This window comes from Acinetobacter minutum, assembly GCF_035916735.1.
GTDB lineage: Bacteria > Pseudomonadota > Gammaproteobacteria > Pseudomonadales > Moraxellaceae > Acinetobacter.
On the sequence record NZ_JAQIHG010000005.1, the window covers coordinates 107705 to 125103 of the forward strand.

Annotated in this window: 18 protein-coding genes; 11 read left to right on the plus strand and 7 right to left on the minus strand. The window is 45.8% G+C overall.

The genetic code is table 11. The features are described 5' to 3' along the window. Positions 1-13: 13 nt before the first annotated feature. The gene (locus tag PAE54_RS04005; RefSeq protein ID WP_326518517.1) at positions 14-1237 is read right to left on the minus strand and encodes a class I SAM-dependent methyltransferase; all 1224 of its coding nucleotides are present in this window, start codon (positions 1235-1237) and stop codon (positions 14-16) included. 93 nt (positions 1238-1330) lie between these two features. Between PAE54_RS04005 and trhA the strand changes: the two genes are divergently transcribed. Together trhA and PAE54_RS04015 are read left to right on the plus strand one after the other, a co-directional pair. Continuing rightward, complete coding sequence (trhA, locus tag PAE54_RS04010) at positions 1331-1978, plus strand: PAQR family membrane homeostasis protein TrhA (protein WP_442784377.1); 648 nt, start codon at positions 1331-1333, stop codon at positions 1976-1978. Positions 1979-2058: 80 nt separating this feature from the next. Next, the gene (locus PAE54_RS04015) at positions 2059-3372 is read left to right on the plus strand and encodes an MFS transporter (protein ID WP_326518518.1); all 1314 of its coding nucleotides are present in this window, start codon (positions 2059-2061) and stop codon (positions 3370-3372) included. 58 nt (positions 3373-3430) lie between these two features. Here the strand turns inward: PAE54_RS04015 and PAE54_RS04020 are convergent, their stop codons facing one another. Then, on the minus strand, positions 3431-4441 hold the full coding sequence (locus PAE54_RS04020; protein WP_273777371.1) for a metallophosphoesterase: 1011 nt from the start codon (positions 4439-4441) through the stop codon (positions 3431-3433). Positions 4442-4544: 103 nt separating this feature from the next. On the opposite strand from PAE54_RS04020, the gene PAE54_RS04025 reads away from it, so the two are divergent. Continuing rightward, positions 4545-6176: a phospholipase D family protein gene (locus PAE54_RS04025; RefSeq protein ID WP_326518519.1), complete on the plus strand. Its 1632-nt coding sequence runs from the start codon at positions 4545-4547 to the stop codon at positions 6174-6176. Here the strand turns inward: PAE54_RS04025 and PAE54_RS04030 are convergent. Then, the gene (locus PAE54_RS04030; protein ID WP_326518520.1) at positions 6169-7011 is read right to left on the minus strand and encodes a lysophospholipid acyltransferase family protein; all 843 of its coding nucleotides are present in this window, start codon (positions 7009-7011) and stop codon (positions 6169-6171) included. The two genes, PAE54_RS04025 and PAE54_RS04030, sit on opposite strands and share 8 nt — an antisense overlap. 379 nt (positions 7012-7390) lie before the next feature. On the opposite strand from PAE54_RS04030, the gene hflX reads away from it, so the two are divergent. From hflX to PAE54_RS04045, 3 genes are read left to right on the plus strand one after another with little or no spacing between them, the layout of a single operon-like run. After that, positions 7391-8731 carry a ribosome rescue GTPase HflX gene (hflX, locus tag PAE54_RS04035; protein WP_326518521.1) on the plus strand — a complete coding sequence of 447 codons (1341 nt, stop codon included), beginning with the start codon at positions 7391-7393 and terminating at the stop codon, positions 8729-8731. Between the two features lie 35 nt (positions 8732-8766). Then, on the plus strand, positions 8767-9138 hold the full coding sequence (locus PAE54_RS04040; RefSeq protein WP_273777375.1) for a hypothetical protein: 372 nt from the start codon (positions 8767-8769) through the stop codon (positions 9136-9138). Between the two features lie 12 nt (positions 9139-9150). Further along, on the plus strand, positions 9151-9819 hold the full coding sequence (locus PAE54_RS04045) for an LrgB family protein (protein ID WP_326518522.1): 669 nt from the start codon (positions 9151-9153) through the stop codon (positions 9817-9819). A gap of 48 nt (positions 9820-9867) precedes the next feature. Here PAE54_RS04045 and PAE54_RS04050 read toward each other — a convergent pair whose 3' ends face one another. Genes PAE54_RS04050 through pdxA form a run of 3 tightly spaced genes read right to left on the minus strand, consistent with a single transcriptional unit; the run spans position 9868 to position 12510 of the window. After that, positions 9868-10707, minus strand: a complete 840-nt coding sequence (locus tag PAE54_RS04050; RefSeq protein WP_326518523.1) for a symmetrical bis(5'-nucleosyl)-tetraphosphatase — start codon at positions 10705-10707, stop codon at positions 9868-9870. 1 nt (position 10708) lies between these two features. After that, positions 10709-11521, minus strand: coding sequence for a 16S rRNA (adenine(1518)-N(6)/adenine(1519)-N(6))-dimethyltransferase RsmA (gene rsmA, locus PAE54_RS04055; protein WP_326518524.1), 813 nt, complete (start codon positions 11519-11521; stop codon positions 10709-10711). Between the two features lie 20 nt (positions 11522-11541). Beyond that, a complete protein-coding gene (pdxA, locus tag PAE54_RS04060; RefSeq protein ID WP_326518525.1) occupies positions 11542-12510 on the minus strand; it encodes a 4-hydroxythreonine-4-phosphate dehydrogenase PdxA in 969 nt (322 codons plus the stop codon). Positions 12511-12729: 219 nt separating this feature from the next. Between pdxA and rplM the strand changes: the two genes are divergently transcribed. The 5 genes from rplM (at position 12730) to PAE54_RS04085 (ending at position 15490) form a co-directional block, all read left to right on the plus strand. Then, positions 12730-13158, plus strand: a complete 429-nt coding sequence (gene rplM, locus PAE54_RS04065) for a 50S ribosomal protein L13 (protein WP_273777380.1) — start codon at positions 12730-12732, stop codon at positions 13156-13158. A gap of 12 nt (positions 13159-13170) precedes the next feature. Next, positions 13171-13557, plus strand: coding sequence for a 30S ribosomal protein S9 (gene rpsI / locus PAE54_RS04070; protein WP_273777382.1), 387 nt, complete (start codon positions 13171-13173; stop codon positions 13555-13557). 168 nt (positions 13558-13725) lie between these two features. Further along, complete coding sequence (locus PAE54_RS04075; RefSeq protein ID WP_326518526.1) at positions 13726-14376, plus strand: glutathione S-transferase N-terminal domain-containing protein; 651 nt, start codon at positions 13726-13728, stop codon at positions 14374-14376. Between the two features lie 11 nt (positions 14377-14387). Next, a complete protein-coding gene (locus PAE54_RS04080) occupies positions 14388-14816 on the plus strand; it encodes a ClpXP protease specificity-enhancing factor (RefSeq protein ID WP_326518527.1) in 429 nt (142 codons plus the stop codon). Positions 14817-14836: 20 nt separating this feature from the next. Next, positions 14837-15490: a hypothetical protein gene (locus tag PAE54_RS04085; protein WP_326518528.1), complete on the plus strand. Its 654-nt coding sequence runs from the start codon at positions 14837-14839 to the stop codon at positions 15488-15490. Between the two features lie 104 nt (positions 15491-15594). Here the strand turns inward: PAE54_RS04085 and PAE54_RS04090 are convergent, their stop codons facing one another. Then, on the minus strand, positions 15595-16956 hold the full coding sequence (locus tag PAE54_RS04090) for an MFS transporter (RefSeq protein ID WP_326518529.1): 1362 nt from the start codon (positions 16954-16956) through the stop codon (positions 15595-15597). Between the last annotated feature and the right edge of the window lie 443 nt (positions 16957-17399).

A 17399-nucleotide genomic window follows, 5' to 3' on the forward strand; every position in this document is an offset into this window, starting at 1 on the left:
TGGTCTGTTGAGATCAGCATTTACAGCCGACATCCTGAATCTCCAACTGATCTGCCAGTAGTAATTCCAGTGAATGCTGTTGAATACCGTACATCTCTTTTAAAGCCTGAATTTGTGCCAGAATTTTGGCATCAGGTGCCTGATAATCTCTGCGCTTAATTGCCAGAATCATTTTATTCTTGCTGGTATGCTCCAGAGATACAAATTCAAAGACTTTAGTTTCATAACCATAGGCTTTGAGTAACAGTGCACGAATGGTATCGGTCAGCATCTCGGCCTGCTGTCCAGCATGAATCCCAAATTGCAGCATAGGTTGTAACACCGTTGGGCTTTTTAGTTGTGGACGCAACTCTTTATGGCAACACGGCGCACACATGATTATCGAGGCATTCAAGCGGATACCGGTATGAATGGCAAAGTCAGTCGCTATGTCACAGGCATGCAGCGCAATCATCACATCCAGCTTCTCCGGATGGTAAGTCCGTACATCCCCCTGGAAAAAATCGAGATGGCTAAAATCTTCAGCCTCGGCCACTTTTTGGCAAAATTCCACCAGATTCGAACGTAGCTCAACGCCGGTCACGTAGGGGGTTTTATGTTGATGCTGCAGATAGTCATACAGTGCGAAAGTCAGATAACCTTTACCGGAACCAAAATCCACTACATGAATGTCTTGCTGTTCTAACTGTAATTGCTCCCAGGCATTGGAAAAGATTTCTACAAACTTGTTAATCTGCTTCCATTTACGTGCCATACTCGGAATGATTTCGGCTTTCTCATCAGTAATGCCCAAACGTTGCAAGAACAGACGGTCCTGCTCGACATAGCGCTGTTTGATGCGATCATGTCCCTGCACGGGCGTATTCGAAGCGGCTTTCACGGTTTTGATTTTGGATTGAGTCAGCATGGCTTTTTTCTTGTTCTTTTTCAGTTGCCATTCCTGATCCAGGCTGAATAAATTGGCTTGCTTACAACACTGTAATAGCTGCTCAATCTGGCTAAGGGCTTCTTCAAGCGGATAATTTTTGGTGACATCTTGCGTTTTGTAGCGATACACACAAGACAAAACCGTTTGACCCTGCAGTTCAATCAGGCGCCAGGTCATCTTTTCTAGCTGCTCCAGCTCTGCTTTGTACTGGCTTAACACCAGCCGATCAAAGTTTTGTGTTTCAATTGCTTGCTGTAGGGCTTGCAGAAATTGTTGTTCTTGCGGTGAGGGAGAAGCGCCTTGAGACATAATCAGAACCTGAATAAATTTGCGACTAAATTTTAAAGCTTCTTACCCTAAAAGCAAAATTACATTACTATACAAGTGTATTTTTATATTTTAATGTCTATGAAATCACCTCTACAACAGAATTATGACGCATTAGAAGAACGACTCAACGTCATTACCCATGCGATCGGAGCAGTGCTGGCCATCATTGCCGGTATTTTTTTGCTGGTCAAAGGGTCTTATCTTTCGACCGGACTGTGGATTGGTTTGTGGGTCTATGCCCTGAGCCTGATTCTGTTGTTGAGCAGTTCAACGCTTTATCATTTGGCACAAACCGAAGACCGTCGTTTCTGGCTGAAAAAACTTGATCACACGGCGATTTATTACCTGATTGCAGGAACCTATACCCCTTTTCTCAGTATTGCTTTGCCTACAGCCAAAGCGCAGTATCTGCTCATTGCCCTCTGGGTGATTGCCCTGATCGGCACCCTGTTTAAGCTGGTACTGATCCACCGTTTTCATAAAGTTTCATTAATTGCCTATATTGTGATGGGCTGGCTGGCTGTGCTGGTGATTGATGACATGCAGCGTTACCTTTCCAAAGAAACTTTAACCCTGCTGATCATAGGGGGACTAGCCTATACCATCGGTGCAGTGTTTTATGCTTTGAAACGGATCAGATATACTCACGCCATCTGGCATGTTTTTGTCCTCATCGGCGCAGCAGCACATTTCCTCGCGATCTATTGTTACGTCATTTAAAAACAGCCTCACTCTTCGCTTTAGCCACCCGAATTTATAGTTCAGGTGGCTTTTGTTCTTATACAATTTAAGGTTCTCCCATGACAGCCTCTTCTCCTGACGCGATGCCTGCGGGTGTTGCGACCAACTCCAAGGCACGAGTGTTATTTGCCAGCCTGGTGGGTACCACTATCGAGTTTTTTGATTTCTATATCTATGCGACTGCTGCGGTAATCATTTTTCCGCATCTGTTTTTCCCAGCCAGTAATGACAGTGCAGCAGTTTTACAATCCCTCGCCACTTTTGCAATTGCGTTTATTGCGCGCCCGGTTGGTGCAGCCCTGTTCGGCCATCTGGGGGATCGTATCGGCCGTAAAGCCACACTGGTCGCTGCGTTATTGACCATGGGGATTTCAACCGTGTGTATCGGTTTGTTACCGACCTATGCACAGATTGGCTTGGTTGCCCCGCTCTTATTAGCCTTATGCCGTTTGGGGCAAGGACTTGGCTTGGGTGGCGAATGGAGTGGCGCAGTGTTATTGGCCACTGAAAATGCACCAGAAGGCAAACGTGCCTGGTACGGGATGTTTCCGCAGTTAGGTGCACCGATTGGTTTTATTCTGGCAACAGGTTCTTTCCTCACGCTGGGTGCACTCATGTCGGAACAAGCCTTTATGCAATGGGGCTGGCGTATTCCGTTCTTGGCCAGTGCCATTTTAGTCATGGTCGGACTTTATATCCGTTTGAAACTGCATGAAACACCCGCCTTCCAGAAAGTGCTGGCTAAACAGAAAGAAGTGAATGTACCATTCAAGGAAGTCTTCAGCAAACATTTACGCATGCTGATCCTCGGTACGATTGCTGCGATTTGTACCTTTGTGGTGTTCTATCTGACCACGGTATTTGCGCTGAATTGGGGAACCACCAAACTGGGCTATGCACGCAGTGAATTCTTGCGTTTACAATTGATCGCCACCCTGTGCTTTGCAGCTTTTATTCCGCTGTCTGCTGTCTTCGCAGAAAAGCTCGGCCGCAAAACCACCTCAATTTTAGTCTGCCTGATTTCGGCTATTTTTGGGCTGTTCTTTGCCAACATGCTGGAATCCGGCAATACCCTGATCGTCTTTTTGTTCCTGTGTATTGGTTTGGCGATTATGGGGCTGACCTATGGCCCGATTGGCACTGTGTTATCTGAGATTTTTCCGACCTCGGTTCGTTACACCGGTTCGGCACTGACCTTTAACCTGGCCGGGATTTTTGGTGCCTCATTCGCGCCCCTGATTGCAACCAAACTGGCAGAAACCTATGGCTTATATGCCGTGGGGTATTATCTAAGTGCTGCTTCACTGCTTTCCCTGATCGCCTTTTTAATGATCCGTGAAACCAAAAATGAAGATGTCAATAATCAGATTTAAGCTGATCTGACACAACAAAAAGGCAGTCTTCATGACTGCCCTTTTGTTTTTACAATGTTTATACCAGCTCAATAATGTCAATAGTCGGCGGTACCCGAAAACGAAATGGCACTCCGACCATTCCGGTACCGACCGTAACAAACACATCGGCATGCTCATGCTGATAGAAGCCATGTTTATGACCTAAAATGGAAACTTTTTTCATAATGTAATTGGTGACAAACGGCAGTTCGACTTGTCCGCCATGGGTATGCCCTGACAGCATCAATGGACGTGTCGGGAGCTGCGGCACCATATCCACGGTATCCGGGTTATGCGACAGAATCAGCCAGGGCTTATCTTGTGGCAAGCCAGGCATATGGCGCATATCGGTTTTTCCCGCCCATAAATCGCCAATACCAATCAGACGAAACTCAGCAAAATCGATGACTTTTCCTTCAATATCGATGACCTCATTGACGTCAAGTGCATGACACAGTAGCTCACGAATCGGTGGGCCTGGATATTCTTCATCATGATTGCCGAGCACTGAATACACGGGAGCCTCAATCTGCCGCAGAATCCGCAGCTCATCCGCCAGCTTGTTTTCCGGTTCATAGGTCCAGTCACCTGCAACCACCACTAAGTCAGGGTTTTGCTGGTTAATCTTTTCTACAATAATTTTCAATTGCCGCTCATGGCCGGAGAACAACCCGATATGCAAATCGGCGATCAAGGCAACTTTCACCGGTTTCTGAAAAGGCTGCTGCGGATTGAGCTGATAACGGTGTTTCTGAATCCGCACGCTATGCGGTTCAATAAACCGTGCATAGATCAATACGCTGGTGAGCAGAAATACAAATACGGTCTGATGGCCAGAATAGTAACCGCTCCAGCCGGCATATAAACTAAAAAAGAACAAAGGAAACAATAAATAAGACAGATAAAATGCCAGAAGATGGACAAAGGCTTTAAATGGATGAATGGTCTCGGTACGAGACTGACTGATCCAGGCCTGACTCACGGCCCATAGCGCCAACAAAATAAAACTAAAGTAAAAGTACAAAATCACTGAATTGGCTGCCCACATATTTATTCTCTAAAGCTGATGCAGACGTCGGTGCTGTCATCAATATTTATCTTTGCACAACACCTGATTATACTCTAGCTCTATTTTTGACCTGATCCGCATTATGTCGCATTCCGCTGAGCACTTCACTGCTGCCAACCGCTCATCATTTTCCCGGTTCCGTTCCCGTCAAACGGCACTGGTGCTCAGCTGCAGCTTGGTCTTGGGCATTCCGGCCTGTAGCACCTTACCGACACCCGGACCTGAAACACCTCACTATGCCTATCAAGTCGATACCTCACAAGCCTCTCTATCCAAACTGGTTCATCCGCTTCGCAGCCAGAATCCAGGATTGACCGGTTATCATGTCCTGTATGATCCACTCGAAGCACTCGCAGCGCGCCTACGCCTGATTGACCGTGCTGAAAAGACTTTGGATCTGCAATATTACATCTGGGATAACGATAAAATTGGTGCCCTGGCTTTACATTCAATTTTGAAGGCAGCCGACCGCGGAGTAAAAGTCCGAATCCTGATGGATGACAATAACAGTAAAAAAATGGAAGGCATCTATCTGGCATTGTCCCAACATCCGAATATTGAAGTCAAACTGTTCAACCCTTACCGCTTCCGCAAATACCGTGCAATGGACATGCTGCTCGATCTGAAACGCATCAACCGCCGCATGCACAATAAAAGCTTTATTGCCGATAACCAGATCGCCCTGATTGGCGGGCGTAACATGAGCAACCAGTACTACAATGCCAGTGATAATTATCAGTTCTCGGATGTTGATGTCATGCTGGTTGGGCAGGCAGTGGATGAAATTATTCACTCGTTCGATGAATACTGGAATCACGACTATGCCTATTCAGTGCAACATATTGTGCATCCCGAACAGCACCGTCTAAGCTATAGCAGCCTCAGACAACAACTGGATGCTCACGCTCAGGACATTACCGTACAGAATTATCTGGATTTAGCCAAACGCTCGAATGCCTTTGAACAATGGTTGAACCAGCGTCTTCAGTTCGACTGGGTTAAAGCCGAAGTAGTAAAAGACTCGCCTGAAAAAATCAAATCGCGTGCACGCAAAGAAGACTACCTGAATTTCCAGCTGATCAATCACTTAGACACCCCAGATCACAGCGTGGATATTATTTCAGCCTATTTTGTCCCTGAGAAAAAAGGTACAGAAATGCTGAATCAGATCGCCCAAAAAGGGGTCCAGGTACGGGTGTTGACCAATTCTTTTGCGGCCAATGACGTTGCCGTTGTACATGCCTACTATGCCAAATACCGTAAACCGCTCCTGGCCAACGGTGTGCAACTCTATGAATTCTTGCCGGTGCTGGCAGCTGAAGACCTGAATGCAAACACCGAAGAGATTGCCAAGAAAGCCAAGGTCAGCCTGAAAGGTTTAAGTCATTCCAGTCTACATGCCAAACTTATGGCACTGGATGAAAAGCAGGTGTTTATTGGCTCTTTTAACTTTGACCCACGCTCGTCCTATCTCAATACCGAAATTGGCGTGCTCCTCAATAGCCCGGCACTGGCCAGTCAGGTGCATCAGACCATGGATCAGAATCTCAGTAAATATGCCTATCAACTGCTGTTAAATGCTGAGCAGAAAATCGTCTGGCGGCAAGAAAACGCACAACATAGCAAGATTTATAAAAAAGAACCGCATATGAAATGGTGGCAAAAAGCCAGTATGAAAGTGATTTCCTGGCTGCCTTTCGAAGGATTTATGTAAAACTGGCTTCCGACTCCGGCTCTGCCGCCGGAACGGGTTTTAACACCTTGCGATGTAATTCATTCAACCCCTGTACCATGCGCTGATGCACTTCTTCGGTAAGGGTTTCAAGCGTATGGCCTGCAACCTCGATTTCTGGCATCACCATCAGATGTGCCGTGACCTGCGGCATTTCCAGCACCTGCTTAATATGATCAATAAAGGTCATCTCATCAATAAATGGTGCGATCATATCCAGTTCACCCTGCTGGTTCACATAACAGATCAGCGTGACCTGTACTGGACGTTGGGCCTCTATCGCAGCGGCGAGCAGGCGTCCATGGATTTTTTTGATCGCTCGACCATTTGACGTGGTCGCTTCAGGGAAAAATAGAACCGGCACATCTTTTTTCAGGAAATCTGTAATCTGCTCACGAATCCGGCCAGAATCTCCCGAACCGCGTTTAATAAACAGGGTACCGCCACCTTTGGCCAGTTTACCGAGTAAGGGCCAATCGGCAATTTCAGCTTTTGCCAAAAAGAACACACGTGCACCAGACCCCAATACGGCAATATCCAGCCAGGACACATGATTACTCACCCATAAAGACGGACGGTGAGAAATCTGCCCATGCATTTCGACCTGAATATTAAAGACTTCACAGAGACGGCGGCAAAAATGCTGCACATAACGTGTGTTATGCGGATTGTTCGGCTCTTTATACATGCGATGGCGAAATACCAGATAAAATCCTTCCAGAATTACCGACACGGTCATGAACAGCTTTTTACTGTAGAAAAAAAATCGCGTGATTCCATGCAATTTAGACGAGAAAACCGTTGGGGTTGGATTCATAACACTGTCAGGCACAAAGCGGGCGAAGGATCATGGCTACATATCTTATACGTTTTACCTGCAAGATGCATTGATCATAAAAACCGAATATCTGCATTAAAATTCTCCATTTTTCTTTAATCTCCACCTCGTCTAACATCATCAATAAGAATAAAAACTGTCAATCCTGTATTGGTTGACTGAAACAAGAGGAGTCTGTACATGAAACCTACTCGTCTTTGTAAAGTTTTGATTGGCGGTAGCATCCTTTACCTCGGTGCACTGCTCCTCACCTCACGTATATTTGTTTACTTCCTATAAACAAACAGGGAAAAGCTCCTGAACAGGCTGCTTTTCCTCTAGAATAAGATTTTTCACCTCGTACAGAGTCTAAACATCCGTGGAACCAATTGAGCAACCTCAAGGTGTAGAACGCGCTATCCTGGTCAGCGTATCAGTACAAATGCTGGAAGATATTGATGCAGAAGAATTCAATCTACTGGCACAGTCTGCAGGTGCAGAGATCATCGAGCATCTGCAAGTGCAACGCATCAAGCCAGACCCAAAACTGTTTGTTGGCTCGGGCAAGACCGATGAAATTGCCGATTTGGTGAAACAGCAGGAAGCCAGTCTGGTCATTTTTGACCACACCTTGTCCCCTGCACAAGAGCGTAATCTGGAACGGGTATTGCAATGCCGCGTCATTGACCGTACGGGGTTAATTCTGGATATTTTTGCCCAGCGCGCCCGCACCCATGAAGGTAAACTGCAGGTCGAACTGGCACAACTGGAATATCTGTCGACGCGTTTGGTCCGGGGCTGGAGCAATCTAGAGCGACAAAAAGGCGGGATCGGCTTACGCGGTCCCGGTGAAAAACAACTGGAAACAGACCGACGTCTGTTAAGGATTCGTGTCGGACAACTGAAAGAACGTCTGGAAAAAGTCCGGAAAACCCGTATTCAGGGCCGTGCAGCACGACAAAAAGCCGCTGTGCCAACCGTCTCACTGGTTGGTTATACCAATGCAGGCAAGTCGACCCTGTTTAACACCTTGGCCAACAGCAATGTCTATGCCGCTAACCAGCTCTTTGCCACGCTTGATCCAACGCTACGCCGTTTGCAGTGGGATGGGATTGGTACCGTCGTACTGGCCGATACCGTAGGCTTTGTCCGCAACCTGCAGCACGGTCTGGTCGAATCTTTCAAAGCCACCCTGGAAGAAGTGCTTGAGGCGACACTGCTCCTGCACGTGATTGATAGCAGCAGTCCAGACATGCTGGAGCAGATTGAAGCCGTCGAAAAAGTGCTAAAAGAAATTGGTGCGAATGTTCCGGTACTACGCGTCTATAACAAGATTGACCAGAGTGGCGAAGAAGCAAAAATCGTCTATCGTGGTCCGCACCTTCCTGATCGTGTCTATGTTTCTGCCCATAGCGGTCAAGGTCTGGATTTACTGCGTCAGGCCGTGCAGGAATGTCTGCTTGGCCAGTTGCAGACCTTTGATCTGGTGCTGCAACCCGCTTATAACAAGTTACGTACCCAACTCTATACGCTAAACGTCATTCAATCCGAACAGTATGATGAGGTTGGCAATCTGCATCTGCAAGTCAGCATGGCGCCCGATAAATTGCAGCAGCTGATCCGGCAGGCCAATTTACCGATTGATGAAATTCTTGGCACGGCAGCACAGCAATTCAAAAGACCACTAGAAGAATTTGAAATCCAGGATCAGATCGGTTAAAACGTGAAACGTCAGGTTTAAAAGTAGCAACAGACATGGATGCAATAAAAAAATTGGATTGGCCAGCCTGGATTGGCACACTGGCATTGATCGTGATTTTTCGCGAAGCAGCAGTGGCATTGATGGGGTTGTTTCATCATCCTGAACTGGGCAATTTGGTCGGGCTGATCAGCTTACTGATCGTGCTCGGCACATGGCGTAAATTCAAAAAACTCCCGCTGCGTCTGGTCGATACCAACAACCGCCTCATGAAAGAAAGTGGCTTTGCCTTTTTACCGATCTGTGCTGGCTCATTGTTGATGCTGGTGCAGATGGGCAAAGAAATTCCCTTGTTCCTGCTGGTCATGTTTGTCAGCACCTTAATTCCGTTGTGGCTGTATGCGCGCATGGCGAAACAGTGGTTATAGGAAATATCCCTCATGTTGACAATTTTTTCCGGCTTTCTGATCACCCTCGTATGTTATCTGCTAGCCAAACCGGTAAACCGTAAGTTTCCGCAAATTCCCTTAATCGTGATCGGCATGTGCCTGGTCATTCTGGCTCTTTCCATACTGGACATTCCGTATCAACAATATATGCAACAGGTCAATCCGCTGTTTAACCATCTGCTGGGCTATGTCACGGTGGCTTTGGCTATTCCGCTGGCCGCCATGCGCTATGATGATTTGCCATTGAAAGCACTAGCAGGAATTCTGGTCTTTGCCAGTATCAGTGCAGTTGCCCTGCCGATGGGACTCGCCTATCTGCTACATATGTCCGAACCAACGATTTTGGCATTTGCCACCCGTGCCGTCACGACACCGATTGCCATCAATATTGCAACCTTGCTACATGCCCCATTGGCCATGGTGACCTTGATCGTGATTTTATCCGGCGTGATTGGGGCCGCATTTTCACCGTGGATTTTACGTCATATCAATGATGAACGTGCCTCGGGTCTGGCCTTGGGCTTGGCTGCCCATGCGATTGGCACGGCACAAGCTTGGCAACGTGGAGCTGTTGCCGGTCGTTATGCCGCTTTTGGTATGGCACTGAATGGCGTCTTTACTGCCATCTGGCTGCCCACCTTTATGCTCTCGCTGGGATAAAAAAAACCGTTGCTCAGCAACGGGTTTTTCTTATTCATCGATTTCGCATCAAGCCAGCGGGTTATTTACCTTAAACAGCTGCTGATCTTCCAAACGATAGGCAATCAAGTCTTTACCCCAGACACAGCCACCATCAACATTTTGGATCTGTTCATTAATGGTTTTGCCTTCAAGCGCAGCCCAATGACCAAACACCAGTTGATGGGTTTTGGCTGCACGATTGTCGAATTCAAACCAAGGCTGGAAACCTGCTGGCATTGGGTCATCTAGAGATTCTTTAAAACTGAATTCCAGACGGCCTTCTGCATCGGTTAAACGCATACGGGTCAAATAATTGGTAATGACACGTAAACGTTCGTTGCCTTCCAGATCATGCGTCCAGACGTTCGGTTGTGACCCGTACATTTCTACCAAGAAACGGTCTAAAACCGATAAATCCTCATGTCCGATATGTTGCTGTACTTCGCGAGCTAGCTCAGCAGCTTGATCCGCGGTCCAGATATTGGGTACACCGGCATGGGTCAAAATTACATTATCTTTCGGAAACAGGCACAACGGCTGGCGACGCAACCAGTCGATCAACTCATCACTGTCTATCGCATCAATCACATCACGGGTATTGTCTTTGTCCTTGATGTTTTTCAGTCCGCGCGCGCAAGCGATCAAGGTTAAATCATGATTGCCGAGTACGGTGGCCGCTGCACCCTGCTCAGACAGTTTTTTCACAAAGCGCAAAGCCCCCAAAGAATTCTCACCGCGTGCCACCAGATCACCGGCAAACCAGAGAAAATCCTGAGCGGGATCAAAGCGGATTTCTTTCAGCAAGGCTTTGAGCGCTTCGAAACAGCCTTGCAAATCCCCAATCACATAATTGTAGCGTGCTGCCATGTTAAGCCACCATTTGATCTGAAAGTGCCACGAACTGGCTCAAGCTCAAGGTTTCCGGACGCGCCATTGGGTCTACCCCTGCTTTTTCAAAACCATCTTCCACCAGCATACCTTTCAGGCTATTACGCAGCGTTTTACGACGCTGGGTAAACACATGCGCGACCAAACGGGCCAAGGCTTTTTCATTTTTGGCCACCACAGGTTTCACTGCATGCGGTACCAAACGGAACACGGCACTAGTCACTTTCGGTGGAGGATTAAACGAACCCGGAGGCACTTCAAATAAAAACGTTGGCTGGCAGAAATACTGAATCATCACCGATAAGCGACCATATTCTTTGCTATTTGGTTCTGCGGTAATGCGATCCACCACTTCTTTTTGCAGCATGAAGTGCATATCTTGGACTTTGTCACCAAAGTCCAAGAGATGAAACAATAGCGGAGTCGAAATGTTATATGGCAGGTTTCCTACGATACGCAGTGGACGGCATTCCTGATACAACTCGGAAAAATCATATTTCAATGCATCGGCTTCCACGATGGTCAAACGCTCAGGATAAGGCACACGTCCCGGCAAACCCGCCGCAAGATCACGATCCAGTTCGATCACAGTCAGGGCATCACATTCACCAATCAGTGGTGACGTCAATGCAGCCAGACCGGGTCCGATTTCCACCACATTATCCCCTGGACGAGGGTTCACCGAGCGCACGATCTTGGCAATCACCCGCTGGTCATGCAAGAAATTCTGGCCAAAACGTTTACGAGCCTGATGCCCTTCATCTTTAGGGTTTAGGGCATTAATCTGATACATACAACATTTCCAACATGAAATTAATGACGGGTAAGATCCAAAGCCAAATCAACAGCCACATTCAGACTAGAACTTTTAGCCTGTCCACTCCCTGCAAGTGAGAGTGCTGTGCCATGATCGACCGAAGTCCGGATAAACGGCAAGCCGAGGGTAATATTAATTGCTTCACCAAAGCCTTGCGATTTTAGCACAGGTAAGCCCTGATCATGGTACATGGCCAAAACAGCATCTGCATGTTTTAGATTTTCTGGGGTAAACAGGGTGTCAGCAGGCAAACTCAGACTCATCTGCACGCCTTGACTGCGGTAAGTCTCCAGCACCGGATTGATCACCTCAATTTCCTCACGTCCCAAATAACCGCCTTCTCCCGCATGTGGATTCAGGCCACACACCAGAATTCGAGGCTGCGCAATTTTAAATTTGGTTGTTAAATCATGCAGCAAGATATCAATCACCTGATGCAGACGCTCAGACGTAATCGCATCCGGCACCTCACGCAATGGTAAATGCGTGGTGGCCAATGCAACCCTTAACGTTTTAGTGGCCAGCATCATCACCACGCGTGCAACACCAGCAAATTCCTGGTAATACTCAGTATGACCACTAAAGGCGATCCCTGCCTCATTGATCACCGATTTCTGTACCGGCGCCGTTGCCACCCCGACACTTTTTCCGGACATGGCGTAGTCTGCAGAACGACGCAGCTGTTCTAATACATAAGCGGCATTTTCAGCATTTAATACCCCAGCTTGAACCGGTTGTGCCAAAGCCACATGCTCTACATATAAAGTACCCTTTGCTGCGGATTCAGACTGGCCAACGTAATCGATCAGTTCAACATTTAAACCCAGTTGTGCCGCACGTGCGTGCAACAAGTCCCGGTCTGCCAATACAACGATCGGGCGTTCATCGACACGTTGTGCCAGGCTCAAACAAATATCTGGACCGATCCCGGCCGGTTCCCCGCTAGTAACATAAAGTGGCAGCACGACTTGATTCCGTGAATTCTCTAGACTGTTTTATTATACGGCTGAATAGAAAAGAATGCGGTGGCGAATGGCTTCCTTTTGTGGCGTTAGGCTTTTATAATAGTCAACTTGAAAATGTGATATTTTCGTTGTGATTCTACCGATTATCGGGTAGAATTCGCTCTCCTTTTTGTTTGGACTGTTTCCTTGTCCAAACCAACTATAATAGGTAGTGGTTGAATGAAAACTCTCAGCGCGAAGCCAGCTGAAGTACAACACGACTGGTATGTTGTTGATGCTTCTGGCAAAACTCTTGGTCGTTTAGCGACTGAAATCGCTCGTCGTTTACGCGGTAAGCACAAAACTTCTTATACTCCTCACGTTGACACCGGTGACTACATCGTTGTAATCAATGCTGAGCAAGTTCAAGTGACTGGTAACAAAGCACTTGATAAAAAATACTATCGCCACACTGAATTCCCAGGCGGTTTAAAAGAAACTAATTTCGAAAAATTAGTTGCTCACAAGCCTGAAGAAATCTTCCAACGCGCTGTGAAAGGCATGTTGCCAAAAGGTCCTCTTGGTTATGCAATGATCAAGAAGATGAAAGTGTACGCTGGTAGCGAACATCCACACGCGGCTCAACAGCCACAAGTTTTGGACATCTAAGGGATAAAGCACATGGCAACTAATTATGGTACAGGTCGCCGTAAGACCGCAACTGCACGTGTTTTCTTATCAGCTGGTACTGGTAAACTTGTTATCAACAACCGCACCCTAGAGCAATATTTCGGCCGTGAAACTGCTCGTATGGTTGTACGCCAGCCTCTAGAACTTCTAGACGTAGCTGAAAAGTATGACCTTTACATCACTGTTAAAGGTGGCGGTATCGGTGGTCAAGCAGGTGCAATCCGTCACGGTATCACTCGTGCATTGATCGCTTCTGACGAAACGCTAAAACCAACGCTTCGTCAAGCTGGTTTCGTTACTCGTGATGCTCGTGAAGTTGAACGTAAGAAACTTGGTTTACGTAAAGCACGTAAACGTCCTCAATTCTCTAAACGTTAATTCGTTTACCGAATCGAACCAAAAAAGCCTTGGATTATTCCAAGGCTTTTTTATGGCTGAACATCATTGCACTACTCGTACAGCCAGATCTCCCACTCAGCAATCTAAGATGATTTTATTGCTGATTTTTAGTATCCTAGTGTATTGATTTTTCGGCTCCTTTGGATTATGCCTTTAGAAAACACCCCGGTTCAAGGAATTACCCTGTATAGTCATGCGGATGATTTTCGTTGCCACTGGATCCGTTTCCTGCTCGCTGAAAAACAAATCAAATTCCAGCTCATTCTGGTCGATCATGAAGATGAAGACCTTGCCAGCTTAAACCCTTACAATCAGCTGCCGATGTTGATTGAGCAAGACCTTAAACTGTTCAACACCAGTATTATTGCCGAGTATATCGACGACCGTTACCGACAAAACAAACTCTATGCTGATGCGCCAATGCCACGTGCAGAACAACGTCAGTATATCTGGCGCCTAGAGCAAGATTGGCTACGTCTTGCAGATATTATGCTCAAACACCGTGACAGTCTTGATCCTATTGCTAAAAGCCAAGCACAAAAAGAATTACGCGATACACTCATCTCACTGACCCCTTTATTTCAGCATTATCCATACTTTATGTCAGAAACCTTTACAATTTTAGATTGCATGCTGGCACCCATTTTTCTACGTTTAAAAGAGATGGGCATCGAATTGCCTGCACAACACTGTCGCCCAATTCTGCTGTATTGCCAACGGGTATTTCAACGTCCAGCTTTTATCAAATCCATGACCCTGCAAGAAAAAAACCGCTATAGTGATCTATTAGCTTCGTAAACGAGTAACTCATGTCAGAACAAGAATTCAATCTCAGCCCAACCCGTCCTTACCTGGCACGTGCAATCTATGAGTGGATCTGTGATAACCAGCTCACCCCCTATTTACTGGTTGATGCTACACAACCCAACACCATGGTACCTGAACAGTTTGTGAAGGATGGTCAGATTGTCCTCAACATTGCTCCTCATGCCGTACATCAGTTCCACATAAGTAATGATGCCATCAGCTTCTCAGCACGCTTTGGCGGCGTTGCACGTGATCTTTATATTCCGATCCAGGCAGTACTCGGCATTTATGCCCGGGAAAACAGTCAGGGACTGTTTTTTGATCCTGAAGAATATGCTCATATTCAGTCAGAAGAAAATCCTCTACAATCAGAACCAGCCGAAGAGGCTGATACTGCAAAGAAAAAACCAAATTTAAGAATTCTCGATTAACAATAACAGCGGAGTAAATGATGGCTTTTGATTTAGTACAATATTTTGCGGAGCAGATTAAAATCCAAAAGCCTCAGCTGCTACGTGATTTCACGCCTGAGCAACAACATCAATATGTATCCGATATTAATGCCCTGACTTTAGGCAAACTGATCAGCCTATGGCGACATGATGAAAATGCTCTTTATCAGGAGATTCGCTCACAGGATCAGCTCTACATTCAGGAAATTGCGCGTCGCTTAACAACAACCCCTAAAAACCAGTCATCTCTGGATAAAATCCAGCTTGAGCATCTGATCTCTGAAGTCTTGACCTTGCAATTGGCCGAAATCAAGCAACTTGATGATACCGCCCACTTTGGTCCAGCGGGTTTAGCGGAGCTGCTGCTTGGACAAATCGAACATCTTGCTGGCCAAGCAGATGACTGGGTTTGGTCAACAAATGAACTAACCGAACTGATCGGCTCTAAACCGATTGCGCAAGAAACGGTATCATTGGACGAAACAATGAAGGAGTTTCATCAAATGGTTCAACAAGCCGATACCCACCACGAAGAAGTTAATTCAACAGAAAACAGCCCACTTGTACCTGCTTGGTCAAATATTCTGGCTCCTGTTGTCGCTTTAGCGATTATTGCTTATTTGTATTGCCAAATGAGTCAGTTGTTTAACTAAAAACATGATGGCTCAAAGGCTCCTCAACAGGAGCCTTTATTTTTTGTATAAACAAAAAAACCAGTCATCTCTGACTGGTTTTTGTTTGATATCAAAACTACGGATTATTTTTCAGCAGAATAACTCACAACATGCGGTTGAGCTACGGGTGCTTTACCATCTTCAAATGCTTTACGTTTGATCAGGATCACAGCCGCTGCAGCCAAGATACATGGAATCGCAATTGCCAAGAAATTCATCTGGTGTGGCAGTTTCATCGCAAGTAAAGCACCGGTCAAAACTGGACCAACAATCGCACCAATACGGCCTACCGCAGATGCCCAACCAATACCGGTTGAACGCACGCTGAGTGGATAGAATTGCGCAACATAGCTATATAGTAGAATTTGTGAACCAATACTTGCAGCACCAGCAATTGCAACCAGCAGATACAGCACAGGTTGTGGTGAATTGAAACCGAGACCAACCAAAGCAAGTGCACCTGAGATTAACATGGTGATAATTACTGGCTTAAGATGGAATTTGTCCGCCAAGATACCACCACCCACAGCGCCTAACATCGCTCCAACGTTTAGTGCCAGTAAGAAAGACAAGCTTGTTCCTAAAGAATAACCTGCCGCGATCATCAATTTTGGTAACCAGCTACCTAGTGCATAAACGATCAATAAACACATGAAGAAGGAAACCCAGAACAGGAATGTACTGATTGCACGACCATTTTGGAATAATGCTTTTACCGGTGCACCTTCAGGAGTTTGCTCTTCATTCAGTACAAGTTGCGTATCCTTCGCCACAACTTCTGGTGTAATTTTCTGGAAAATAGTATGCGCTTTTTCTGTATGACCTTTTTTCACCAAATAGGTCAAAGATTCAGGCAAAAATTTCCAGATGATTGGCAAAAGAAGCAATGGAATACCAGCAAGATTAAACATAATTTGCCAGCCATGATCTGCAATTAATAATTTGCCTAATACAGCAGATAAAATACCACCTACAGCATAGCCACTAAACATCACAGCAACGAGCGTTGCACGCATCTTTTTCGGTGCGTATTCTGAGGTTAGAGCAACAAGGTTAGGCATTACCCCACCGATCCCTAAACCAGCTACAAAACGCAATAGACCGAACTCAACAGGACCTGAAGCAAAAGATCCTAAAAATGTAAAACCACTAAATAGGGCCACACAAATCAAGATCACATTCTTACGGCCAATTTTATCCGCAAGCATACCGAAGAGCATAGCACCAAACATCATCCCGGTTAATGCGGCACTTGCCAGCATACCCGCTTGGACTGAGGTTAATGCCCATTCTTCCATTAACAGAGGTAATGCAACCCCATAAATAATCAGATCATAGCCATCAAAGATAATAATCATTAAGCACCATAAAACGACACTTAAGTGAAATGGCGTGAATTTGGCCTTATCAATTACAGCATTTACATTTATTGTTTGAGCTGTCATATGCACTCACCTCCTATTTGTGAGAGTTTATTATTTGTCTAACAATGTGCGAACTGATACACACTGTCTAAAACCTTAAAGGTATATTTTTATACTTTAAATACATAAAGTAGTTTTATCCTGATAAACAGCCTCATATCATCTGATATTTTTTAACCAATTTTAGAGAAAAATACAACCAAAATAATGAATCATGATTTATTTTTTTTAGAAATCCTAAGCTTATGGGAAACTTAAGGGATCAATACAACTAAAGTTAGCTTGAATAATTTCTTAATATACAAAATTAGACTTGATTTTAATTATTTTCTAAATAATTTCCCCCCAAAGAAAAACCCCCGATCGATTATGACCGGGGGTTTTTAGGAATAATGAGCTGGCGATGACTTACTCTCACATGGGTAACCCCACACTACCATCAGCGCGAAGAGGTTTCACTTCTG